Annotated in this window: 19 protein-coding genes and 1 pseudogene; 15 read left to right on the top strand and 5 right to left on the bottom strand. The window is 50.6% G+C overall.

Annotated features, from left to right (window positions below; genetic code table 11):
- Window positions 1-11: 11 nt before the first annotated feature.
- The 3 genes from DWZ16_RS16855 to DWZ16_RS09480 are packed head-to-tail and all read left to right on the top strand — an operon-like array spanning window position 12 to window position 2648.
- Window positions 12-839 (top strand): LCP family protein, encoded by an 828-nt coding sequence (locus DWZ16_RS16855; protein ID WP_412694326.1) that lies wholly within the window; start codon window positions 12-14, stop codon window positions 837-839.
- On the top strand, window positions 791-1705 hold the full coding sequence (locus DWZ16_RS09475) for an LCP family protein (protein ID WP_412694327.1): 915 nt from the start codon (window positions 791-793) through the stop codon (window positions 1703-1705). Before DWZ16_RS16855 ends, DWZ16_RS09475 begins: the two co-directional genes overlap by 49 nt.
- Window positions 1706-1733: 28 nt before the next feature.
- Window positions 1734-2648: an AEC family transporter gene (locus DWZ16_RS09480; RefSeq protein WP_182427327.1), complete on the top strand. Its 915-nt coding sequence runs from the start codon at window positions 1734-1736 to the stop codon at window positions 2646-2648.
- 291 nt (window positions 2649-2939) lie between these two features.
- Here DWZ16_RS09480 and DWZ16_RS09485 read toward each other — a convergent pair whose 3' ends face one another.
- Window positions 2940-4148 (bottom strand): class I SAM-dependent rRNA methyltransferase, encoded by a 1209-nt coding sequence (locus DWZ16_RS09485; protein ID WP_118522682.1) that lies wholly within the window; start codon window positions 4146-4148, stop codon window positions 2940-2942.
- A gap of 290 nt (window positions 4149-4438) precedes the next feature.
- Between DWZ16_RS09485 and DWZ16_RS09490 the strand changes: the two genes are divergently transcribed.
- Together DWZ16_RS09490 and clpX are read left to right on the top strand one after the other, a co-directional pair.
- A complete protein-coding gene (locus DWZ16_RS09490; RefSeq protein WP_118522673.1) occupies window positions 4439-5968 on the top strand; it encodes a S1C family serine protease in 1530 nt (509 codons plus the stop codon).
- 291 nt (window positions 5969-6259) lie between these two features.
- Complete coding sequence (gene clpX, locus DWZ16_RS09495; RefSeq protein WP_118522674.1) at window positions 6260-7747, top strand: ATP-dependent Clp protease ATP-binding subunit ClpX; 1488 nt, start codon at window positions 6260-6262, stop codon at window positions 7745-7747.
- Window positions 7748-7958: 211 nt separating this feature from the next.
- Here clpX and DWZ16_RS09500 read toward each other — a convergent pair whose 3' ends face one another.
- Window positions 7959-9548 (bottom strand): S8 family peptidase, encoded by a 1590-nt coding sequence (locus DWZ16_RS09500; RefSeq protein ID WP_243021988.1) that lies wholly within the window; start codon window positions 9546-9548, stop codon window positions 7959-7961.
- Between the two features lie 137 nt (window positions 9549-9685).
- Here DWZ16_RS09500 and DWZ16_RS09505 point away from each other — a divergent pair, with 137 nt between their 5' ends.
- Window positions 9686-10225, top strand: coding sequence for a signal peptidase II (locus DWZ16_RS09505; protein ID WP_118522675.1), 540 nt, complete (start codon window positions 9686-9688; stop codon window positions 10223-10225).
- On the opposite strand, the gene DWZ16_RS16205 is transcribed toward DWZ16_RS09505, so the two are convergent.
- Both DWZ16_RS16205 and DWZ16_RS16210 read right to left on the bottom strand, forming a co-directional pair.
- Window positions 10155-10514, bottom strand: coding sequence for a hypothetical protein (locus tag DWZ16_RS16205; RefSeq protein WP_243021989.1), 360 nt, complete (start codon window positions 10512-10514; stop codon window positions 10155-10157). The two genes, DWZ16_RS09505 and DWZ16_RS16205, sit on opposite strands and share 71 nt — an antisense overlap.
- Complete coding sequence (locus DWZ16_RS16210) at window positions 10451-10996, bottom strand: BadF/BadG/BcrA/BcrD ATPase family protein (protein WP_243021990.1); 546 nt, start codon at window positions 10994-10996, stop codon at window positions 10451-10453. The genes DWZ16_RS16205 and DWZ16_RS16210 overlap by 64 nt, the downstream gene beginning before the upstream one ends.
- 645 nt (window positions 10997-11641) lie before the next feature.
- On the opposite strand from DWZ16_RS16210, the gene DWZ16_RS09520 reads away from it, so the two are divergent.
- On the top strand, window positions 11642-12970 hold the full coding sequence (locus DWZ16_RS09520; RefSeq protein ID WP_107001466.1) for an HlyC/CorC family transporter: 1329 nt from the start codon (window positions 11642-11644) through the stop codon (window positions 12968-12970).
- Here DWZ16_RS09520 and DWZ16_RS09525 read toward each other — a convergent pair.
- Entirely contained in the window at window positions 12905-13264 is a 360-nt protein-coding gene (locus tag DWZ16_RS09525) for a TIGR04086 family membrane protein (RefSeq protein WP_107001467.1), read from the bottom strand. The two genes, DWZ16_RS09520 and DWZ16_RS09525, sit on opposite strands and share 66 nt — an antisense overlap.
- Before the next feature lie 335 nt (window positions 13265-13599).
- Here DWZ16_RS09525 and scfA point away from each other — a divergent pair, with 335 nt between their 5' ends.
- The 8 genes and pseudogenes from scfA to ilvB all read left to right on the top strand — a co-directional run bounded on the left by scfA (window position 13600) and on the right by ilvB (window position 23950).
- The gene (gene scfA / locus DWZ16_RS09530; protein WP_022359867.1) at window positions 13600-13746 is read left to right on the top strand and encodes a six-cysteine ranthipeptide SCIFF; all 147 of its coding nucleotides are present in this window, start codon (window positions 13600-13602) and stop codon (window positions 13744-13746) included.
- A gap of 185 nt (window positions 13747-13931) precedes the next feature.
- Window positions 13932-15335 carry a thioether cross-link-forming SCIFF peptide maturase gene (scfB, locus tag DWZ16_RS09535; protein ID WP_107001519.1) on the top strand — a complete coding sequence of 468 codons (1404 nt, stop codon included), beginning with the start codon at window positions 13932-13934 and terminating at the stop codon, window positions 15333-15335.
- Window positions 15336-15354: 19 nt separating this feature from the next.
- Window positions 15355-17516, top strand: a pseudogene (gene secD, locus DWZ16_RS09540) (protein translocase subunit SecD).
- 17 nt (window positions 17517-17533) lie between these two features.
- Window positions 17534-18670 (top strand): tRNA guanosine(34) transglycosylase Tgt, encoded by a 1137-nt coding sequence (tgt, locus tag DWZ16_RS09545; protein WP_022359869.1) that lies wholly within the window; start codon window positions 17534-17536, stop codon window positions 18668-18670.
- Between the two features lie 17 nt (window positions 18671-18687).
- Window positions 18688-18963, top strand: coding sequence for a preprotein translocase subunit YajC (yajC, locus tag DWZ16_RS09550; protein ID WP_022359870.1), 276 nt, complete (start codon window positions 18688-18690; stop codon window positions 18961-18963).
- A gap of 342 nt (window positions 18964-19305) precedes the next feature.
- Entirely contained in the window at window positions 19306-20391 is a 1086-nt protein-coding gene (leuB, locus tag DWZ16_RS09555) for a 3-isopropylmalate dehydrogenase (RefSeq protein WP_117796026.1), read from the top strand.
- Window positions 20392-20498: 107 nt separating this feature from the next.
- The gene (gene ilvD / locus DWZ16_RS09560) at window positions 20499-22175 is read left to right on the top strand and encodes a dihydroxy-acid dehydratase (RefSeq protein ID WP_107001470.1); all 1677 of its coding nucleotides are present in this window, start codon (window positions 20499-20501) and stop codon (window positions 22173-22175) included.
- Window positions 22176-22267: 92 nt separating this feature from the next.
- Window positions 22268-23950, top strand: coding sequence for a biosynthetic-type acetolactate synthase large subunit (gene ilvB / locus DWZ16_RS09565; protein ID WP_107001471.1), 1683 nt, complete (start codon window positions 22268-22270; stop codon window positions 23948-23950).
- The last annotated feature ends 20 nt before the right edge of the window (window positions 23951-23970 follow it).

A 23970-nucleotide genomic window follows, 5' to 3' on the forward strand; every position in this document is an offset into this window, starting at 1 on the left:
AGGAAAACCACATGGGATATGAAGAAGAAAGAGATAGGTCAGGACACCGCCGGAGCCGACGGGCAAAACCGTCGGAGATGGAAGACGATGGTCTGACACTGATCACGGATTCATTTACGGAACGCCGGGAGGACGGATCCCACCGGAGCGGAGATAGAAGCCGAAGTGGTCAGAAAGCGGCAAAGAGGGGACAGACGCAGCCTGGCAGCAGCCGGGAGAGCCGGAATCAGGAGAAAACCCGGACCATGAACCGGTCGGATATTTACGCCGACCCGGTTAAATTGAAAGCGCGCCGGAAAAAGAAGCGGAAGATATGGTTTATTCTTCTGGAGAGCGTGATGCTGATCGGGATTCTCTGCTTTGCGGGATATTCGTATATCAGCAGCCGTCTGGATCTGATGCAGCGGCTTCCGTGGAACCCGGATGAGATCAAAAACGTCGAGATTTCGGAGGAGAAGCAGGAGCAGATGAGCGGTTACTGGACGATCGCGGTTTTCGGCGTGGATAGCCGTAACTTATCGGTCGGAAAGGGCAATAACTCGGATGTCAATATTCTCTGCAACATCGATCAGGGAACCGGTGAGATACGTCTGGTTTCGGTGTACCGGGATTCATATTTAAATATCAGCGACAAGAATACCTACAACAAAATCAACGCCGCTTATATGCAGGGCGGACCGGAGCAGGTTGTCAAGGCGCTCAATAGGAACCTGGATATCGATATTGACGATTATGCGACCTTTAACTGGAAAGCCGTTGCAGATGCGATCAACATTCTGGGCGCATTGACGTGGAGATCACGAAATCAGAGTTTTATTATATCAATGCGTTCATTCTGAGAGCAGAGACCGGCGTCGCTTCGACCCAGCTTAAATCAGCGGGCATGAACCATCTGGACGGTGTGCAGGCGGTTGCATATGGGCGTCTCCGTCTGATGGATACGGACTATGCCCGTACCGAACGGCAGAGAAAGGTTATTTCCCTCGCGTTTGAGAAGATGAAAAAAGCAGATTGGGCGACGATCAACAATATTGTGCAGACGGTATTTCCACAGGTGGCGACCAGCATCGAGATCAATGATCTGTTGAAGATAGGACGAAATATTACGCGTTACCATCTGACCGAGACGACCGGTTTCCCGTCGGAGCTGAGGGAAAAGAAGATGGGACGCAAGGGCGCCTGCGTCATCCCGCAGACGCTGGAGAGCAATGTCATCGAGCTGCATCATTTCTTGTTTGGCGATGAGGAATACACGCCGACTGAGACGGTCCGGACGATCAGTCAGAAAATTGTATCAGATACAGGCGTTCATGGCACGAAACAGGCAGAAACGAAGGAATTGCCGAAGACGACCGAGGCGACGACAATTTCCATCCTGGATCCGACGCAGGAGAGCGGCGCGGACGAAAGCCAGGAAGCCGGGAGCGGCATCGATGAGTCGGAGAAAGAGAACGGTAATGCTTCGGAAACACAGGAGAATGGCGTTTCTGAGCAGGAAAGCCGTCCGGACGGTACGCATGCATCAAAGGAAAATGCGCGGGAGAGCAGTGAGGCAGAGTCTGGCGGTTCTTCGTCGGCATTTCCGGGCGGAAATTCTGGCACCGGCGAGACGGAGAATGGCAGAGAAAAACCTTCCGGCAGCGGTTCCCCGAATGGAAGCAGTGCACCGGGAAGTAAGACGGATGTGGGAATCATCATTGAGTGATGAGAGAGTGTGAAACGGAGGAAATGCTTTGAATTTAGATGGTTTGTACCGGATGCAGGGAATGTTATTTTCCCTGATGATTCTGGGTGCATCCTTAAAGAAGAAGGGAATTATCACGGATGAGGGAAAAAGGGTCATTGCGGATCTGGTCATCTTTGTGACGCTTCCCTGCAGTATCATCGAGTCATTTGAAGTAGAACTGAGCATGGATATCTTAAAGAGCAGCGCACAGGCGCTGCTCGTCTCGTGTATGGTTCAGGTGGCTTGTTATATCTTAAATATGGTACTGTATCCGGGTGTGGGAGAGGAAAAGAAGAAGGTCCTCAAATACGCGACGATGGCGTCCAATGCCGGGATTCTGGGAAATCCGGTGGCGGAGGGCATCTTCGGCTCGATGGGGCTTTTCTACGCCTCTTTTTACCTGATTCCGCAGAGAACTGCGATGTGGTCGCTGGGAATGACGTATTTTACGAAGGCGCCGGATCGGAAGACGCTGATTAAAAAGATATGCACGCATCCGTGTATTGTTTCCGTATTCATCGGCTTTGTGCTGATGCTTTTACAGATGCAGATTCCGGGATTCCTGGGAGATACGGTACATAGCTTAAACAAGGCAAACACGGCAGTCTCCATGATTTTTGTCGGAACCGTTCTGGCGGAGGCAGATATGAAGACGATGATCACGCCGCTCAGCTGCTACTATGCCGCCGTGCGCCTGCTCCTGATTCCGGCGCTTGTGTGGATCGGCTGCCTCCTGTTCCATATCGACACGCTGGTGATGGGGATTTCTGTGGTGCTGGCAGCGATGCCGGCAGCAAGCACGACGGCGATTCTTGCCGCGAAATATGGCGGGGATGAAGTCTTTGCGACGAAGTGCGTGGTATTTACGACGCTGCTTTCGATGGTGTCGGCACCGGTTTGGTGTATGGTGCTGCAGCGGTAATCCCTTATGAGTTCGTATTTCTATAAAGGGGGTTTCGCTTGCATTGGATGAAAAGATATGTTATATTAGGGATAGAAAAAAGGAAAAGCCAGAGGAGCGGTTTACCTGAATAAATTAAACAACTGTTTTATTAACAGCCGTCATTATTGCAGTAATGGCGGCTATTTTCGTTTTCCCTTGAAAATTGTATAACACAAATCCCCTCAGATTGCTCTGAGAGGATTTGCAGATTCATGATTTATAATAGCAGTTCATATTGCTTGGTTATAGTCCTACAAACATTCTGTAATTTTACTTTTCATCCACCACCTGGAAAATGTAGAACTTCAGATAATAGGACGTCTCATCCCCCGCCCACAGAATCGGATGGTCGGCTGCCTGGGTGCGGTATTCGATCTGGCGCAGGCGGCGGTGGGCGCTGCGGGCTGCCTCCTGAATCGCCTTTGTGAAGAGCTCCGGCGTCATGAAATGGGAGCAGGAGCAGGTAGCGAAGTAGCCGCCGTCCTTTACCAGACGCAGACCGCGAATATTGATCTCGCGGTAGCCCTTGATGGCATTTTTGACCGAGCTGCGGGATTTTGTGAAGGCAGGCGGATCGAGGATCACAACGTCAAATTGCTCACCTTTTGCCTCTAATTCCGGAAGCAGGTCAAAGACATCCGCGCACTGAAAGGTGGTAGTGCCGGAAACACCGTTTAACTCTGCATTTTCACGCGCCTGTGCGACGGCAAGTTCGGACGCATCCACGCCGATGACCTCTTTGGCGCCGGAGACGGCTGCATTTAAGGCAAAGGAGCCGGTGTGGGTAAAACAGTCCAGAATGCGTTTGCCCGGGCAGAGACGCTGGATTGCCAGACGGTTGTATTTCTGGTCGAGGAAAAAGCCAGTTTTCTGCCCGTCCTTGACATCTACCAGATAGCGGACACCATTTTCAACGATCTCTACTTTTGTATCAAATGGTTCCCCGATAAAGCCCTTATAGCGCTCCATGCCCTCCTGTAAGCGGACCTTAGCGTCGCTGCGCTCGTAAATACCGCGGATATGAATGCCGTCTTCCTCAAGCACCTTGACGAGCTTTTCCAGAATCAGCGGTTTCAGACGGTCGATACCGAGCGCCAGGGATTCAACGACCAGCACATCGGAAAATTTGTCGATCACGATGCCCGGAAGGAAATCTGCTTCGCCGAAAATCAGGCGGCAGCTGCTGGTATCAACTGTCTGACGGCGGTATTCCCAGGCATTGCGGACGCGCATTTCGATAAAAGCATCGTCGATGACAGTATCCTTTTTGCGGGAAAGCATCCGCACGGTAAGCTTGGAGCGGGTGTTGATAAAACCACATCCGAGCGGATAACCGTCAAAATCTTCGACACGAAGGATATCGCCATTTTCAAAGTCGCCCTCAATTCGTTCAATTTCATTATCATAGATCCACATACCGCCGGCTTTCAGGGAACGAGCCTCGCCTTTGCGGATATGGACAACTGCCTGTGTATTCATCATGGATGTAACAGTCCTTTCATATAAAATGTAAAATTCGTTTCTTTCATTAAGTATACAAGAGGAGAGAAGGACTGACAAGTGAAAACCGAGAGATGTTTTTAAGCTTCACAGATTTATGATTTTATTTTCACAATTACATCACAAATAACTGATAGACTATCTCATGTAAACAGAGAGAGGGCAGAAAGCCTGAGACAGAATATAAGAGTATGAACAATCCGCTGCGGGAAGGTTCGCAAAATGGACAGTACGCAGCTGTGATTCCTGAGAACAGGAGGTATGAATATATGTATGACGAGAATGAAAGAAATGAGAGACACGATCAGGATGTAGATTATACGGAGGGCGCTTATTCGGACAGCGCTTATGAGGAAAAGAATAACGATACTGCTAAAAAAGAAGAAACTTCCGATTATGGCGGTTATCATGATTCCCGTTACCGGGGCAGTCTCGATGGAGAACCGGAGGCAGCAGCCGGAGCAGATCCGAAAGAGAATGCAGAGAAGCAGCCAGAACGCAGCTATATTCCGGAAGAACGGAGTGGCCGGGGACATGGCTCTAAGAATACTGGTAAGAAAATTGCGGCACTTGTGATGTCGGGCATTTTGTTTGGCTGTGTGGCAGGCGGAACCATGGTCGGCGTGAATGCACTTTCAAACCGGCTTCTTCCGGGTGAGACCGCACAGGAAACGATCGGTCAGGTTTCCCAGGAGACACAGGCAGATGCGGGCACTAAAACGCAGGCCTCCATTGGCAACGATGTTTCTTCGATTGTAGAGAAAGCGATGCCGTCCGTTGTAGCGATCAACAACAAGATGATTTATACACAGGACAACTGGCTGTTTGGTCAGCAGCAGTACGAGGTGCCGAGCAGCGGTTCCGGAATCATTGCCGGACAGAATGACACGGAACTTCTGATTATTACCAATAACCATGTCGTTGAAGATTCCGAGGAACTTTCGGTTACCTTTATTGATAACCAGAGCGTTAAGGCAGCGGTCAAAGGTACTGATTCCGATTCGGATCTGGCAGTCATTGCCGTACAGCTTTCGGATATACCGGAAGAAACGAGAAAACAGATTAAGGCAGCCGATCTGGGCGATTCTGATTCCCTGAAGCTGGGACAGGGGGTTGTGGCAATCGGTAACGCACTGGGACAGGGGCAGTCGGTTACCGTCGGTTATGTCAGCGCTTTAAATAAAAAGCTAACCATCAACGACGTAGAGCGGACACTTCTGCAGGTCGATGCGGCGATCAACCCAGGCAACAGCGGCGGCGCACTTTTAAATATGAACGGTGAAGTTATCGGCATCAATGCGGCGAAGTATTCGGACACCAGTGTTGAGGGCATCGGCTATGCGATCCCGATTTCACAGGCAAAGGATATTATCAGCGACCTGATGACGAAGACGACGAAGGTAGCTGTCGATGAGAATGAGCAGGGATATCTGGGAATCCAGCTTCAGAATATCGACAGCCAGATGGCGCAGGCGTATGGCATGCCGGAAGGTATCTATGTATACAAGATTGTTGCGGGCGGCGCGGCATCCAAGTCGGATCTGCGGGAGCGTGATATTATCACCAAGTTTGACGGTGAAAAGGTAAAGAATGGTGATGATCTCAAGAAACTGCTGACTTACTATAAGGCAGGTTCCACCGTTACCATGACGGTACAGAGTCTGGAAAATGGCAAATATGTCGAGAGAAACGTACAGATTACACTGGGCTCCAAGAGCGATATGCCGCAGAGCCAGGATAGCCAGAACGAGAGTCGGAGTGAATCACAGGCAAGTCCGCAGAGAAAACTGGGAAGATAGAAAATATCCCATCAGCGAAGTGGGCTGGAATGGATATTTGCCCGTAACGGTGAAGATACGGAACTGTTGCGAAGCGGAAATGAATAAAATCAGGAAGATATAGAAAAGAAGGCAGGTGAACCGCCGGTAGATCCTCTTGTAATCAGAGAGGGCGGTGATTCATCTGTCTTTTTGTTTCATAGGAAATTTTTTTATTTTTAAAACGAAATGACGGCTGCTGTTATGATTTACGTTTTTCACAAGCTATGATAAAATGAAAAGGTGCTTTCAGATTGGAGGAGATATAAAAATATGAGTGATAACCAGAATATAGATACGACAACCAATATAAACGAAACAGATACAAATAAAACCAGTACAGATCATTCGGATGATTACGAGAAAATCTGCTACGTCTGCCGCCGCCCGGAGAGCAAGGCGGGAGAGATGATCACGATGCCGGGTGGGATGAATTTCTGCCATGAGTGTATGCAGAAAGCATTTGACTCGATTTCCAAGTCGGGCATGGACTTTTCCAAGCTTCAAAATATGCCGTTTATGAACATGAATCTCAATGATTTTGCGGGCATGCAGATGCCGAATACAGAGATTCCAGAGAAAAATAAGATCAAGAAAAAGAGCAAGGCAAAAGACGCGGAGAAATTTCTGACGATGAAGGATGTTCCGGCACCGCACCAGATCAAGGCGCAGCTGGATGCGTATGTGATCGGGCAGGAGCGGGCGAAACGGGCAGTTTCAGTGGCAGTCTACAACCATTATAAGCGCGTGATTCTCCGGCAGCAGGACGAGCTTCGGGCAAATGAAAATACGGAAGAAAAGGCGGAAAACGCGGCGGCACAGGGAATGCAGATGCAGGGCGGCGAGCCGGAGATTGAGAAATCCAACATCCTGATGCTGGGACCGACCGGAAGCGGAAAAACGTACCTGGTCAAGACACTGGCGAAGCTTTTGGATGTGCCGCTGGCGATCGCGGATGCGACGGCGCTCACGGAAGCTGGATATATCGGAGATGATATAGAAAGCGTAGTCTCCAAGCTTCTGGCAGCGGCTGGAAATGATGTGGAGAAAGCTGAGCACGGCATCATTTTCATCGATGAGATCGATAAAATTGCGAAAAAGAAAAATACGATGAGCCGCGATGTCAGCGGTGAGTCGGTACAGCAGGAGCTTTTAAAACTTCTGGAAGGCAGCCAGGTAGAGGTGCCGGTCGGCTCAAACCAGAAGAATGCGCTCACGCCGATGGCGACTGTGGATACGAACAACATCCTGTTTATCTGTGGCGGCGCGTTTCCAGGATTGGATGATATCATCAAGGAGCGCCTGAAAAAGCGTTCCACGATGGGTTTCAACTCCCATTTGAAGGATGAATTTGACAATGATCCGGATATTTTGAGCCAGGTGACAACGGAAGATCTGCGGAATTTTGGCATGATTCCAGAGTTTCTCGGACGTCTGCCGGTGCTTGTGAGCCTGCAGGGGCTGACAAAGGAATTACTGATGCGGATTCTGAAAGAACCGAAAAATGCGATCCTCAAGCAGTATGAGCGCCTGCTGGCGCTGGATGAGGTCAAACTTGTGTTTGAGGACGATGCACTGGAGTGGATCGCTGAGCGGGCGCTGGAAAAAGATACGGGTGCCCGTGCGCTGCGTGCAATTTTAGAGGATTTTATGATGGATATCATGTATGAGATCCCGAAAGATCCGAATATCGGATCCGTTGTGATCACGCGCCCGTATCTGGAGAAGAAGGGCGGTCCGCGGATAGAGATGCGGGGGTAATAGCTTTTCAGGAACATGATCGGTGAACGGTGTCATGGATGTGGTGAAAGTTAGCGATGTAAGGATCCGGAAAAGCAATTTGTGTGTGAAGAGAAAACAGCAGAAGTTAATTAACTTCTCATGGATAAAAAAGAGTTATATAGGTTTAACGTCCCATACCCCCACTCCCGGCTGGGATATTCGATGGAATTTCGGCGGTCAGCCCCGCGGATCAGAAACGCTTGGCAATCGAGGTGTTGATCCGCGGGGCTGATGGCGTATAGGCAGACCAGGAGAGCAGGATCGCGGCGGCTCCGGCGGTCATGGCGGCGGCAAATGAGGTTCCGGTTACCTCCTGATAATCGGGAAGCGGGAGCCGGACGCCGGGGGCGGCAAGGTCGGGCTTGATAGCTCCGGTGCGGGTAAAACCGCGGCTGGAATGCAGATAGATCCCGCCCGTCTGGTGGCTGTAGGCGGCGGTGGTGATGATGGCTGCTGTATTGCCCGGATCGGTGATGATTGTGTCCGGATCCGGGCGCAGAAAGAAGGTTTCATCCGAGATAAAGCCGTGCACCGGCAGCCACATATGGTATTCACCCTGAATCGAGAGCGTGTGGTAGACGCGGATTTTCCAGATTCCGGCGGCGGGGGCATCAAAGCGCATCAGGATCAGTTCGCTTCCGGTCGCCAGCTCGGAGCTGGTATAGTTGAGGTGAATGGTCGTTCCTTCCAGAAGAAAGGGAATCCGGCGTTCTTCGTCGCCGGAGAGCCGGATGCGTCCCGTTTCGTCGCCGGAGGGGGATAAAAATCCGACACTGTAAAGCTCCGATTCACGCGCCCACAGTTCCAGCGTAAATCCCCGTTCGCTGGGACCGACCCGCAGTTCCACATCCTCATAGGAGGTGGAAGCAGGAAATACACTGCGAAAATGGTGCCCGCGCCCGGTTTCATTGCCTCCGGCGGCGACCAGAATCTGCCCGCTGGCGCGCGACAGGCTGTTCAGATATAGACCAAGCGGCGAAGTGCCGCTGTGGCTTCCGGTATTGGTGCCAAGACCCAGCAGGATCACAAGGGGCTTTTTCTCCTGCCTGGCAATATAAAGAAGGAACTTGATTCCGAGCATGATGTCGTCCTCCTGAAAGGCGATGGCATCCTCGCGGATCAGAAAAAAATCGCGAAGATAGGTTCTGGCTGGTTTCAAGCGGACAACGACCAGTTCCGATTCCGGCGCCGCCCCGGAGAAAAAAGCATCGGCATCTTCGGAACCGGCGGCGATCAGCGCCATCTGCGTGCCGTGGCGGAGAGGATCCGAGGTGGGGACGATGGAATGCGGATCTTCCGAGCGCAGCGCCTCGTTGATGTGGGAACGCTGGTAGACACTTCCGTAGTGCAGCGCATCGATCGGATCCGGCGTGCTAAGCCCCGCGCCCGGAACCGTCTGATCCCAGATGGCGGCGATGCGCGTGCTTCCATCCGGATCGCGTAACAAGGGATTTGTATAATCGATCCCCGTATCCACAATCCCAATCAGCGTCCCGCGCCCCTTGTTTCCCAGGAATGGCTGTTCTGCGGTCCGGGAAATTCCTGCGCTGTCCAGGCTGGATGTATCTAATATGGTATAAAGATTCGGGATCGAGTCATAGCCATACTGCTGGACTGAGAGCGGCAGCGCCTCCGCCAGAGACCGGTGCCAGATCACATACTCATGATTGACAAAATCATAGCAGCCGGAATCATTTTCCAAAATCTGGTTATAGGTAAAAGGAAAAAAACGTTCGATAAAATCAGCGGTTTGGTTGTCTGGAAGAGAAGAGCAATTCATAGCGTTTTCCATAGAGATTTTTTAGAATTTAAGATAAGATATGCGGTAAAATACGAAAGCTTCCCTATACTCTGTCGGAAAAACTTGTTATAATAAATATAAGTTAGATAATGACATTTATATGAGGAGGTGCCCTTATGAAAAAATATCTGTATATGATAGCTGCCCTGTTCGGTATCGATTATTTCTGCAAGGAAAACATAGAAGCCCAGAAACCGGAAGATTTTCCGCGCGACATGGAAAAAAGCCATGGAAAGATCCGCCTGTACCGCAATCACAACGACGGTTTCTGTTTTGGAGTAAAAAAAGAAAAGAAAGAACTGGTCCGCATGGTGCCGGTTGTCTTTACCTCGGCGGCAGCGGGCATTCTGACATGGTTATTGTGCCGGGACGAAGGCAGAAAAGCCGATCGGATCGGTTTTGCCCTCATCACGGCGGGTGGTTTAAGTAACCTGTATGACCGCCTCAAACGCGGTTATGTGGTAGATTATTTCAGCATCCGGTGTAAATATCTGGAAAAGGTCGTCTTTAATCTGGGAGACTTTTTCATCTTCGCAGGAAGCGCCCTGATCGCAGCCTCCGATCTGCTGGGAGCCGTCCGTGATCTTAGTTCTCCGGCAGAGGATCACATAAAAGCGCTCCGACTGCCGTGGCGAAAGACGGATGAGGCGGAATGATATAGTCGATTCCAAAGACATCGTGCATCTGATTGAAAATGTCAAAGGTCTTTGCAGCAGGTGCAAGGCTGGCGAGAGAACCGGTCAGGACGACATTCCGGGTGGTGTCCTGGCTGAGCGCTAGGGACGCCATCACACCCACATTTTCATAAATCATATTGAAAAGAGCGGCAGCCAGATCAGCATCCGAGGCGCCGCTTTTGATTCGCCCAAAATTGGCAGCGGTTAAGTCGGCGGCAAGTCCCGGGACATCTTCCTCCTGCACGTCGGCAATGCGGAGATCTGCCATGGCCTTATTGCCGCGCAGCGCCATCTCTGAGAGGGAAAAATGTCGGTGACGCCGAGAAAACGCTCCGCCATGCCGACAAGTGTCCCACCGCCGACACCGCTTCCGCCCAGATGACGGAAGCCGTTTGTCTTGGAAGCGCGGATAAAGGCAGAGCCGGTTCCAAGGCTGACCACCAGCGCTTCATCAAGCCCGGACAGGTATAAGCCGCCGCGCCCGATGGCATCCAGCTCCAGGGCATGGATGGTCGGGATGCCGAAGATATTTTCATGGAAATACGTCGAACCGAGCCCGGTCAGGACGATTTTTTCAACATCGTCAAACGAAGCGCCCTGCTGATCCAGGAAACGCCCGAGAACACCGTAAGCCGAGGTGCGCGGGTCATCCGCGTGAACCTGAAGCGTACCAAGCAGAGTGCCATGCTCATCCAGCGCCGCCGCCTTGGTGCTGGAACTGCCAATGTCGATTCCGAGGGATAAATTCATTTGCTTATCTCCTTTATGATATTCCTGCTGCCACCGCGTTTCCTTACGGCACTTTCGGTTCCAAAAGTGCCTATCCGTGAACAGTAACGCTGGTTTGTATCTTTTATGACTGTAAGAATTGGATTGTTTTTATAAACATTATAGGGTAAAGTAAAATAAAGTGCAATGGAAGAATGTGGTCCGAATGTTCTTAAAATGATATTTCAAATGGATAACATAAAGATTTATATGTCACGCCCAAGCTTTGTTGAGATTCCGGCAGAGACTGAAATATGCTTTAATGATAAGGAAATAGTGACCGAAAATACGGGATATCAGGCATGGTGGAGCAGAGAGTATGAGGTCCATGTTTAATAAGGAGTTCTTTAAGTGTTCCCAGTTTACGCACATTAACAGATGTACTTTTTCCCTCGTTATTAATATAGCTTTTTGCAATATAAAAAGACTCCGAATTTTTTTGACACAAAAAAAAGCAGGTTCTATGCGGCCTGCAAGGTATTTTTCTATTATTCAACGGTCAAACTCCCGGAGACGGCAGAAGTATGGAAATGCAAGCCTGTATTTATTGACAGAACCTATGAAATACGGTAGAATCAACCTTAAAAAAGAGTAATCCCCTACATGGGGAGATAGGAGTTGAGTTTTTTGAGTTCTGGTGATGGGATACAGCTATTGATTTTGATACTTCTGCTTTTGATGTCGGCTTTCTTTTCTTCGACGGAGACGGCGCTGACGACGGTCAACAAGATCCGGGTGCGGACGCTGGCGGAGAATGGCGATAAGCAGGCAGAGTATGTATTGAAGATCATAGAGGATCCGAGCAAAATGCTGAGTGCGATTCTGATCGGCAACAATGTGGTAAACCTGTATGCGTCTTCTCTTGCGACGGTTCTTGCCACCCACATCTGGGGTAACAAGATCGTAGGGATTGCGACGGGCATTCTGACGCTTTTAATCCTGATTTTCGGCGAGATCACGCCGAAGACGGTTGCGACTATACAGGCTGAGCGGATTGCATTTCGGTTCGCTAAAATCATTTATTATATCATGACGGTGCTGACACCGGTCATTTTTGTGGTCAACCAGCTCTCGTTTTTAGTGTTGAAGCTGCTTCGCGTGGATGTGAAGGCAAAGGGCGAGTCCATCACGGAGGATGAGCTGCGGACGATCGTGGAGGTCAGCCACGAAGAGGGCGTCATCGAGTCCGAAGAGAAGAAGATGATCAACAATGTGTTTGATTTTGGGGACGCCGTGGCGCGCGATGTCATGCTTCCGAAGGTCAACATGACGTTTGTGGACGTGGATGCGACGTATGACGAGCTGATGGAGGTATTCCGCAGTGAGAAATACACGCGTTACCCGGTCTATGAGGAGACGACGGACAATGTCATCGGTGTTCTGAACATCAAGGATATTTTCTTAAAAGGCGGGGAAGAGGGCTTTTCTGTCCGGAAATATCTGCGGAAACCTCTCTATACATATGAGTTTAAGAAGGTTGCTGAGCTGATGCGCGAGATGCGGAAAGCAGCGATCAGCATCGTGATCGTGCTCGACGAGTACGGTTCGACGGTCGGTCTTATCACGCTGGAAGATATGCTGGAGGAGATTGTCGGAGATATCCGGGACGAGTACGATGGAGACGAGGAAAAGTCCATACAGCGCATCGCCCCGCGGGAATACATGGTAGACGGTTCGGTCAAACTTGACGATCTGGATGAACGCCTGAATCTGGAACTCCAGTCAGACGAATATGATTCCATTGGCGGACTGGTGATCGGACTTTTGAACCATCTTCCACAGGAAAAAGAAGAGGTTGTGGTGGAAAACGTCCGCCTCGTCGTCGAATGTGTGGATAAGAACCGGATCGATAAGATTCATCTGTACCTGTTAAGCCCGTCGGAGGCGGCGTTAGCTAAACATACCGCCGATGGTGCCGCTTCCGGCGCAGAGGGCGAAGGAAAGCAGCAGGGATGAGGCAGTCTCCTTGAGGGACTGTCGGATCGCAAAAGACAGGGCTAGAAAAATAAGAAAATAAAGGGCGCCGGCACAGAATCCCCAGAGGAACCGGCGCCTTTTTGCTTTCTTTCCGGCGACGAGTCCTGCCAGAAAGCAGGCGAGAATGTAGATGCCGCGCACTCCTAGCGTGATTTCCTTTTCACCCCACTGAAACCGGTACATCCCAAACGCGAGCAGAAGCAGAAAGACAGCGGTTGCCGCGTAGGAGAAGAGGGAAGAACGGAGCAGAATCTGGATAGCTGATTTTTCCATGATAAAATACCTGTGTGCATTCTTTTTCTATTCGTATGAACAAAGAAGGACAAATATGCCTGCAGAATGAAACATTGTTACAAACAAGCGTTACTGTTCACGCATACGTGCCCAGTAACGGAATTTGCCGTGGCTTCGCATCTCAATACGGCAAATTCCTGCTGCCACCACGTTTTCTACGGCACTTTCGGTTCCAAAAGTGCCTACCCGTGAACAGTTCCAAAAAAGCCGGAATCTGTGAGAAACACGGTAAATTGAAATGCTTGCACAAGTGGGCAACATATGATATAATCTGTAGGACTTTATATACTAAAAAAATGAAGGAGGACATAGAGATGAAACACGTAAAGACACTGAGCGCAAGCACACTGAAGAACAGCATGAAGAAAGGCGGCTGCGGCGAGTGCCAGACATCCTGCCAGTCTGCATGTAAGACATCCTGTACTGTAGGTAACCAGAGCTGCGAGAACCAGAACCGCTAATTGGCAGTACAAAACAAATGAGGCGTTTTCTGATAAATCAGAGCTTTTCATGAGTGGGAGAGCTGGAGTCTGAGAAAACGCAGAGTTGACACAGGGAGGCAGACAAGACGGAGCGCGGTCCGAGGAGAGGACTGCATATGTTCCGGGTTGTCTGCCTGCCTATGTCTTATAGAAGGAGAAAGACAGTGATTCATCAGTATATAAATAATGGATATTATATCGTACTGGATGTCAACAGTGGCTCCGTCCATTCGGTCGATCCGCTTCTGTACGATGTGATTTCCTTTTTATCGGAGCGGATTCCGGATAGCGAGAAGCCGTTTCAGATTGCCCAGTCCCTGAAAGACGAGACGGCGGCAGCATTAAAAGAGAAATACAGCCAGGAAGAGATCAGAGAGGCGTTTGAGGACATTCAGGAGCTCATCGATCAGGAAGAACTCTTTACCGCTGACATTTACAAAAACTTCGTTATGGATTTCAAGAAGCGCCAGACGGTTGTCAAGGCACTCTGCCTGCATATCGCGCATGACTGCAACCTTGCCTGTCAGTACTGCTTTGCAGAAGAGGGCGAGTATCATGGACGCAGAGCGCTGATGACATTTGAGGTCGGCAAGAAAGCGCTGGATTTCCTGATTGCCAATTCTGGAAACCGCCGGAACCTGGAAGTCGATTTCTTCGGCGGCGAGCCGCTGATGAACTGGCAGGTGGTTAAACAGTTAGTCGAGTACGGACGTTCCCAGGAAGAGGCGCACAACAAGAAATTCCGTTTCACACTGACCACCAACGGCGTTCTGTTAAACGATGAAATTATGGAATTCTGCAACCGCGAGATGTCAAACGTCGTGCTCAGTCTGGATGGACGAAAAGAGGTCAACGACAAGATGCGCCCATTCCGCAACGGAACCGGAAGCTACGACCTGATCGTGCCGAAGTTCCAGAAATTTGCAGAGAAGCGCGGAGACCGCGATTATTTCGTGCGTGGTACCTTCACACACAACAACCTGGATTTTGGCAAAGATGTTCTGCATTTTGCCGATCTTGGATTCAAGAAAATGTCGGTTGAGCCGGTCGTAGCACCGGATGAAGAGCCTTACGCGATCAAAGAGGCGGATCTTCCGCAGATTCTCGAGGAATATGACCGTCTGGCAGCAGAGTATGTCAAGAGACACAAAGAGGGACGCGGCTTCACGTTCTTCCACTTTATGCTCGATCTGACACAGGGACCGTGCGTGGCAAAACGTCTGTCCGGATGCGGTTCAGGAACTGAGTATCTGGCAGTTACCCCGTGGGGCGACCTCTATCCGTGCCATCAGTTTGTAGGAAACGAAGATTTCCTGCTCGGCAACGTGGATACGGGCGTGACCAACACGGCAGTCCGCGACGAGTTCAAGCTCTGCAATGTCTATGCGAAAGACAAATGTCGGGATTGCTTTGCCAGATTTTACTGCAGTGGCGGCTGTGCGGCCAATTCCTACAACTTCCACGGTTCCATCACGGATGCGTATGATATCGGGTGCGAGATGCAGAAAAAACGTATCGAGTGCGCGATCATGATAAAAGCTGCTCTTGCAGACGGCTCTGACGAGTAGAGAACAAGGAGAGAGAGGAATGAAGAACAAAAAAGGAAAAAGCTTCCTGGGGATGCTGCTCCTTCTGATTGCCATCGGCGTATTCGGCTATTTCGGCTATTCGACGATGAATCAGATCAAGCTGGGTCTTGACCTGGCTGGCGGTGTCAGCATTACCTATCAGGCGAAAGAAGAAAATCCGTCTTCCGAGGATATGGCGGATACGATCTACAAGCTCCAGCAGCGTGTACAGAATTACAGTACCGAGGCGGAGGTTTACCAGGAGGGTAATAACCGTATCAACGTAGATATTCCGGGTGTATCGGATGCCAACGCGATTCTGGAAGAGTTAGGAAAACCGGGTTCCCTGATTTTCGTGGACTCTGAAGGAAATCAGATCCTTGATGGTAAACAGGTTGCCAGCGCGAAAGCCGGCATGACCGAGGATAAGGCGACCGGTTCCAAGGCGTATGTCGTTTCTCTGACCTTTACCGAGGAAGGTAAACAGGCATTTGCTGAGGCGACCACGAATGGCGTCGGAAAACCAATTTATATCATTTATGATAACCAGATTATTTCTGCTCCGACCGTCCGTGAGGCGATCACAGGCGGACAGTGCCAGATCGACGGCATGGCGGATTATGAAGAGGCAAATAATCTTGCGTCCACGATCCGTATCGGTTCCCTGTCCCTGGAGCTGGAAGAGCTGCGTTCCAACGTAGTTGGCGCGAAGCTGGGCCAGGAGGCGATCTCCACCAGCTTAAAGGCAGGTCTGATCGGATTTGCCATTGTCATTGTATTTATGATTGCCGTATATCTGCTTCCGGGTCTGGCTGCATCTCTGGCTCTGTGCCTGTATGTCGGTCTGATCCTGATCCTGTTAGTTGCATTTGAGGTGACTCTGACGCTTCCGGGCGTGGCTGGTATCATCCTGTCGATTGGTATGGCGGTGGATGCGAACGTTATCATTTTCACCCGTATCAAAGAGGAGATCGGTCTGGGAACATCCGTCAAGAATGCGATCAAGGCAGGTTTCGCCAAGGCACTTTCCGCGATCATCGACGGAAACGTAACCACCCTGATTGCGGCAGCGGTTCTGTTCTGGAGAGGTTCCGGTACCGTCAAGGGCTTTGCGGCGACGCTGGCAATCGGTATCGTGCTTTCTATGTTCACGGCGCTGTTTGTAACCAAATTTGCCTGAACTGCTTCTATGAGATGGGCTTTGAGGATGCGAAATTCTACGGATGCCGCAAGGATATGAAGACGCGTCCGTTCCTGAAATTCCGCAAGCTTTACTTTGCTCTGTCGCTCGTGATCATTCTGGCAGGCGTCGGTAGCATGGTTCACAATCAGTCTTCGATGGGTGTGCCGCTCAACTACAGCATGGAGTTCAGAGGCGGTACCTCCACAAATGTTACCTTTAACGAGGATATGTCTCTGGAAGATATTTCCTCCCAGGTGGTTCCAGTGGTAGAGAAGATTACCGGCGAAGCTGGTACGCAGACTCAGAAGGTAGCCGGAAGCAACGAGGTTATCATCAAGACACGTACCCTGAACATGGACGAGCGCGAAGAGTTAAACCAGGCGCTGGCGGATCAGTTTGGTGTGGATAAAGAGAAGATCACAGCCGATAGTATCTCCGGTGCAGTCAGCCAGGAGATGAAGCGCGATGCGATTGTGGCGGTTACGATTGCGACGATCTGCATGTTGATCTACATCTGGTTCCGTTTCAGCAATATCACGTTCGCGGCGGGCGCGGTTCTTGCCCTGATGCACGATGTACTGGTTGTCCTGACCTGCTATGCGATGCTGCGCTGGTCGGTTGGTTCGACGTTCATCGCCTGCATGCTGACGATTGTCGGTTACTCAATCAACGCGACGATCGTTATCTTCGACCGTATCCGTGAGAATATGAAGCTTCTGGGCAATAAAGAGTCCGCTGAGACGATCGTCAACACCAGTATCAGCCAGACCCTGACGCGAAGCATCAACACGACGCTGACGACCTTCGTCATGGTCCTGATTCTTTACATCCTGGGTGTATCTTCCATCCGTGAGTTTGCTCTTCCGCTGATGGTAGGTCTGATCTGCGGTACGTATTCGTCCGTATGCCTGTCCGGCTCTGTCTGGTATGTGCTGAATAAAAAGCGCATGGAGAAGAATGCCAAACCGGATGGCAAGAAGGCAAAGGCAGAGAAGTAAAAAGTATAGGAAAAAAGATGGAATACAAGATTTTATACAAAGATGGCCGCGCAAAACGCGCGGAAATGAAAACGGTCCACGGAACCATCCAGACGCCTGTTTTCATGAATGTCGGCACGGTGGCGGCGATCAAGGGCGCGGTTTCGACTGATGATCTCCGCACGATCGGCACGCAGGTGGAACTTTCCAATACCTACCACCTCCATGTCCGTACCGGCGACAAGCTGATCCGACAGTTTGGCGGTCTGCACAAATTTATGAACTGGGATCGCCCGATCCTCACGGATTCCGGCGGATTTCAGGTGTTTTCCCTGGCGGGACTGCGGAAGATTAAAGAAGAGGGCGTTTATTTTAACTCCCACATCGATGGTCACAAGATTTTCATGGGACCGGAGGAAAGTATGCAGATTCAGTCCAACTTAGGTTCGACGATCGCGATGGCATTTGATGAGTGCCCGCCGAGTCTTGCCGATCGGGACTATGTACAGAAATCAGTGGAGCGCACGACGCGCTGGCTGGCGCGCTGCAAGGATGAGATGGCACGCCTCAATGCACTGCCGGATACGGTCAACCGGGAACAGCTCCTGTTTGGTATCAATCAGGGTGCGATTTACGAGGATATCCGTATCGAACACGCGAAGGAAATCAGCAAAATGAACCTCGATGGCTATGCGGTCGGAGGTCTGGCAGTTGGCGAGAGCCATGAGGAAATGTATCGGATTCTGGATGCAGTCGTTCCGCACCTGCCGGAGGACAAGCCGACTTATCTTATGGGCGTTGGCACACCGGCAAACATCCTGGAAGCGGTAGACCGGGGCGTCGATTTCTTTGACTGTGTGTACCCGTCCCGGAATGGACGCCACAGCCATGTATACACGAACCATGGCAAATTAAATCTCCTGAACAGCAAATATGAGCTGGATCCGCGCCCAATCGAGGAAGGCTGCGGCTGCCCGGCATGCCGTTCTTACTCCCGCGCATATATCCGCCACCTGTTTAAGGCGAAGGAAATGCTGGGGATGAGATTATGCGTCTTGCATAATTTGTATTTTTATAATAAAATGATGGAAGAGATTCGCGACGCGATCGAACATCACTGTTATGCTGAGTATAAAGCAAAGAAACTTGCAGGCATGATGGGTGAATCGAACTAAAGGAGGAAATATACCACATGAGCAGCACAAGCGGAATGATCGTTTACCTTGTATTTATCATTGCCATCTTCTATTTTATGGCAATCCGTCCACAGTCCAAGGAAAAGAAAAAACAGGCAGAACTGATGGCAACCGTAGCAGTAGGCGACAGCGTTCTGACATCCAGCGGCTTCTACGGCGTGATTATCGATATGACCGATGATACTGTAATCGTAGAGTTCGGAAGCAACAAGAACTGCCGCATCCCGATGCGTAAGGATGCAATCGTTCAGGTTGAGAAACCGGAAGTCTAAGAAGAACGGTAAGAAAGTGAGAGGATCGCAGCTCCCGATGGGGGCGGCGGTCCTTTTTTTGTGTAACAGGAAATTCCTTGGAATTCCCTATTACACAAAAAGGCACTAACGTGCCAATGATGCGCACTCGCGCGAAGCAGAAACATGTCGCAAGCGACCGCGCTCGGCGCGAGAATGTGCCAAGGCACATTCTTTTTTATTTTACAGATAACCCCAGGTTATAGAATAAATTCCAAATTACTATATGGGGAATACCGGTTTTCCTTCGTCAGAAGATTGCAAAATAGGACGGAATCCGATATGATAAAAAGTAACCGTTTGAAACAAGGGAGGTATTTTATTATGAATTGCAATATTACTGTGATTCCGGGCGACGGAATCGGACCGGAGATTGTGAGAGAGGCATGCGGCGTGCTGGACAAGGTGGGCGCCGTCTACGGTCATACATTTAATTATACAAAAATCCTGATGGGCGGCTGTTCCATCGACGAGTACGGCGTACCGCTGACCGATGAGGCACTGGAGACCGCGAAAAAGAGTGATTCCGTCCTGCTCGGTGCAGTCGGCGGCAACGTGGGAAATTCCCGCTGGTACGATGTAGCTCCGAACCTGCGTCCGGAGGCCGGTCTTCTTGCCATCCGTAAAGGTCTGGGACTGTTCGCGAATATCCGCCCGGCATACCTCTACAAAGAGCTGGCAGATGCCTGCCCGTTAAAGAAAGAGATCATCGGCGACGGCTTCGATATGGTTATCATGCGTGAGCTGACCGGCGGTCTGTACTTCGGTGACCGTTACACGAAGGAGATTGATGGCGTGACGACCGCGGTAGATACCCTGACCTACAATGAAAATGAGATCCGCCGGATCGCAATCAAGGCATTCGATATCGCGATGAAGCGCCGCAAGAGCGTTATTAGCGTCGATAAGGCAAACGTACTGGATTCCTCCCGCCTGTGGAGAAAGGTAGTCGAGGAAGTTGCTAAAGATTATCCGGAAGTTACCCTGACCCATATGCTGGTTGATAACTGCGCGATGCAGCTTGTCATGAATCCGGGACAGTTCGACGTGATCCTGACTGAGAACATGTTTGGCGATATCCTTTCTGACGAGGCAAGCATGATTACCGGCTCCATCGGTATGCTGTCTTCGGCCAGCTTAAACGAGGGCAAATTTGGTCTCTACGAGCCGAGCCACGGTTCCGCACCGGACATCGCGGGCAAGGACATCGCAAACCCGATCGCAACTATTCTTTCCGCAGCGATGATGCTCCGCTATTCCTTCGATCTGGATAAGGAAGCAAAAGCCATCGAGGATGCCGTACAGCAGGTACTGACCGAGGGCTACCGTACCGTGGATATCATGGCGGATGGCTGCAAGCAGGTTGGAACCGTTGAGATGGGCAGGCTGATCTGTGAGAGAATTAAATAGAAAGATTGCAAAAATTTCATAAATGCGATAAAATCAAAGATAAACGTAAAAACCGCCCCTGTCACCAGGGGCGGAGGTCGTCGAAAGAGATAGAAGGAGACGAAAAGATGAAAAGTGATGCAGTAAGAAAAGGGATGCAGCAGGCACCTCACCGTTCTTTGTTTAATGCACTCGGTATGACGGAAGAGGAGATGAACAAACCTCTCGTCGGTATCGTAAGTTCTTATAATGAGATTGTTCCGGGACACATGAACCTGGATAAGATTGTAAATGCCGTGAAGCTGGGTGTAGCCATGGCTGGCGGCACACCGGTTGTATTTCCGGCGATCGCAGTCTGTGATGGTATCGCTATGGGACATGTCGGCATGAAATATTCTCTGGTTACCCGTGATCTGATCGCAGATTCCACCGAATGTATGGCGCTGGCACATCAGTTCGATGCGCTGGTTATGGTTCCAAACTGTGATAAAAACGTACCGGGACTTCTGATGGCAGCAGCCCGCGTCAATGTACCGACTGTATTTGTCAGCGGCGGTCCGATGTTAGCCGGTCATGTAAAGGGACAGAAGAGAAGTCTTTCCAGCATGTTCGAGGCAGTTGGTTCCTACGCAGCAGGCACCATGACGGAAGAAGATGTGAAAGAATTCGAATGTAAGGTCTGCCCGACCTGCGGTTCCTGTTCCGGTATGTACACCGCCAACAGCATGAACTGCTTAACAGAGGTACTCGGCATGGGCCTTCAGGGCAACGGTACGATCCCGGCAGTTTACTCCGAGCGAATCAAACTGGCAAAACACGCTGGTATGAAGGTTATGGAGATGTATGAGAAAAACATCCGTCCGAGAGATATTATGACAGAAAAGGCATTTTTAAATGCACTGACCGTGGATATGGCACTCGGATGTTCTACCAACAGTATGCTGCATCTTCCGGCGATTGCACATGAGGCAGGCGTAGACCTGAACATGGAGCTGGTCAATGAGATGAGCAAGCGCACCCCGAACCTGTGCCATCTGGCACCGGCAGGTCCGACCTATATGGAGGATCTGAACGAGGCAGGCGGCGTGTATGCGGTTATGAATGAGCTGTCCAAGAAGAACCTTCTGAATCTGGACTGCATGACCGTAACCGGCAAGACCGTTGGCGAGAATATCAAGGGCTGTGTCAACAAGAATCCGGAGGTTATCCGACCGATCGACAATCCGTACAGCCAGACTGGCGGTATTGCGATCTTGAAAGGAAACCTGGCACCGGATACAGGCGTTGTAAAACGTTCTGCCGTTGCACCGGAGATGCTGGTACATCAGGGACCAGCGCGTGTATTTGACTGTGAGGAAGACGCGATTGCAGCGATCAAGGGCGGCAAGATCGTGGCTGGCGATGTTGTTGTCATCCGTTACGAGGGACCGAAGGGCGGTCCGGGCATGCGTGAGATGCTGAACCCGACTTCTGCCATCGCAGGTATGGGACTTGGTTCCAGCGTAGCTCTGATCACAGACGGACGTTTCTCCGGCGCATCCAGAGGTGCATCCATCGGACACGTTTCTCCGGAGGCGGCAGTCGGCGGACCGATCGCGCTGGTTGAGGAAGGCGATATTATTTCCATCGATATCAACAATAACTCCCTGAACGTACTCGTATCCGACGAGGAGCTGGCAGAGAGAAGAAAGAAATGGCAGCCGAGAGAACCGAAGGTTACGACCGGATACCTGGCACGTTACGCAGCGCTTGTAACAAGCGGAAACCGGGGCGCAATCCTGGAGGTTCCGAAGACACAGAAGTAATCATTGCGGGCTTCAGACAGGTGCTTTTGAGACGAAAAGTACTGCTTGATATGCATTTAAAATGGTTTAAGGAAGGAAAGCAGGTTAGACAGATGAAGACATTGACAGGAGCAGAGATTGTCATTGAATGCTTGAAAGAGCAGGGGGTAGACACGGTGTTCGGTTATCCGGGCGGCGCGATCCTCAACATTTATGATGCACTTTATAAACACAAGGATGAAATCACCCATATTTTGACCTCTCATGAACAGGGAGCGTCCCACGCGGCAGACGGCTACGCGAGAGCAACCGGCAAGGTCGGTGTGTGTATGGCGACATCTGGTCCGGGAGCTACAAACCTGGTTACGGGTATTGCAACGGCTAACCTGGATTCCATTCCGATGGTAGCTATCACCTGTAATGTAACGACAGGGCTTCTTGGAAAAGACAGCTTCCAGGAGATCGACATTCTGGGTGTTACCATGCCGATCACGAAATATAATTTTATCGTAAAGGATGTCACGAAGCTGGCAGATGTGATCCGTCGTGCGTTCGTGATTGCTAAAAGTGGCCGTCCGGGTCCGGTTCTGGTGGATATCACCAAGGATGTGACGGCAGCGGCCTGCGAGTACGAGCCGAAGGAACCGCAGCCGATCGAGCGCGAGACAGAGCTGATCCGTGAGGAAGACATGGAAAAGGCGATCGAGATGATCAAGGCGGCGAGAAAACCGTTTATTTTTGTCGGCGGCGGTGCAGTGGCGTCAGATGCTGCCAATGAATTAAGTGCATTTGCACATAAAATTCAGGCACCGGTGGGTGACAGCCTGATGGGTAAAGGTGCATTTGACGGAACCGATGTCCTTTATACCGGTATGATCGGTATGCACGGAACCAAGACATCCAACCTCGGTGTGGCAGAGTGCGATCTGCTGATCGTTGTAGGCGCGCGTTTCAGTGACCGTGTTGTGGGCGATCCGAACCATTTTGCAACCAATGCAAAGATTTTACACATAGATATCGATCCGGCGGAGATCAACAAAAATATCCAGACCGATGCGAGCATTATTGGCGATGTCAAGATTATTCTGCGTAAGTTAAACGCGCGTCTGGATCCGATGAACCATGACGAGTGGCTGAGTCACATTGAGCGTCTGAAAGATATGTACCCGCTCCGCTACAATAAGGAAGTTCTGACCGGTCCGTATATCATGGAAGAGATCTACAAGGTAACCGGCGGCGATGCGATCATCTGTACCGATGTCGGACAGCATCAGATGTGGGCGGCACAGTATTATAAATACAAACGTCCGAGACAGCTTCTGACCTCCGGCGGTCTGGGCACCATGGGCTACGGTCTGGGTGCAGCGATTGGTGCGAAGATGGGCTGTAAGGATAAGACGGTTATCAATATTGCCGGAGACGGCTGTTTCCGTATGAACATGAACGAGATTGCGACGGCAACTCGCTACAATATTCCGGTTATCGAGGTTGTATTTAACAACCATGTTCTGGGTATGGTGCGCCAGTGGCAGACCCTGTTCTATGGAAAACGCTATTCCCAGACGGAGCTTTACGATCAGATGGATTTCGTCAAGGTGGCAGAGGGCATGGGCGCGAAAGCATACCGTATCACGAAGAAAGAGGATGTGGAGCCGGTGCTGCGCGAGGCGATCAGCTTAAATATCCCGGTTATGATCGAGTGCCAGATCGGCAGCGATGACAAGGTATTCCCGATGGTTCCGGCTGGAAAACCGATCGAGGAAGCGTTTGATGAGATTGACTTACGCATCGAATAGTTGTAAAATGGGGGCAATTA

Origin of the sequence: Clostridium sp. AF29-8BH, assembly GCF_003478145.1 — a bacterium.
In the GTDB taxonomy this organism is placed as follows: Bacteria; Bacillota; Clostridia; order Lachnospirales; family Lachnospiraceae; genus Otoolea; species Otoolea fessa.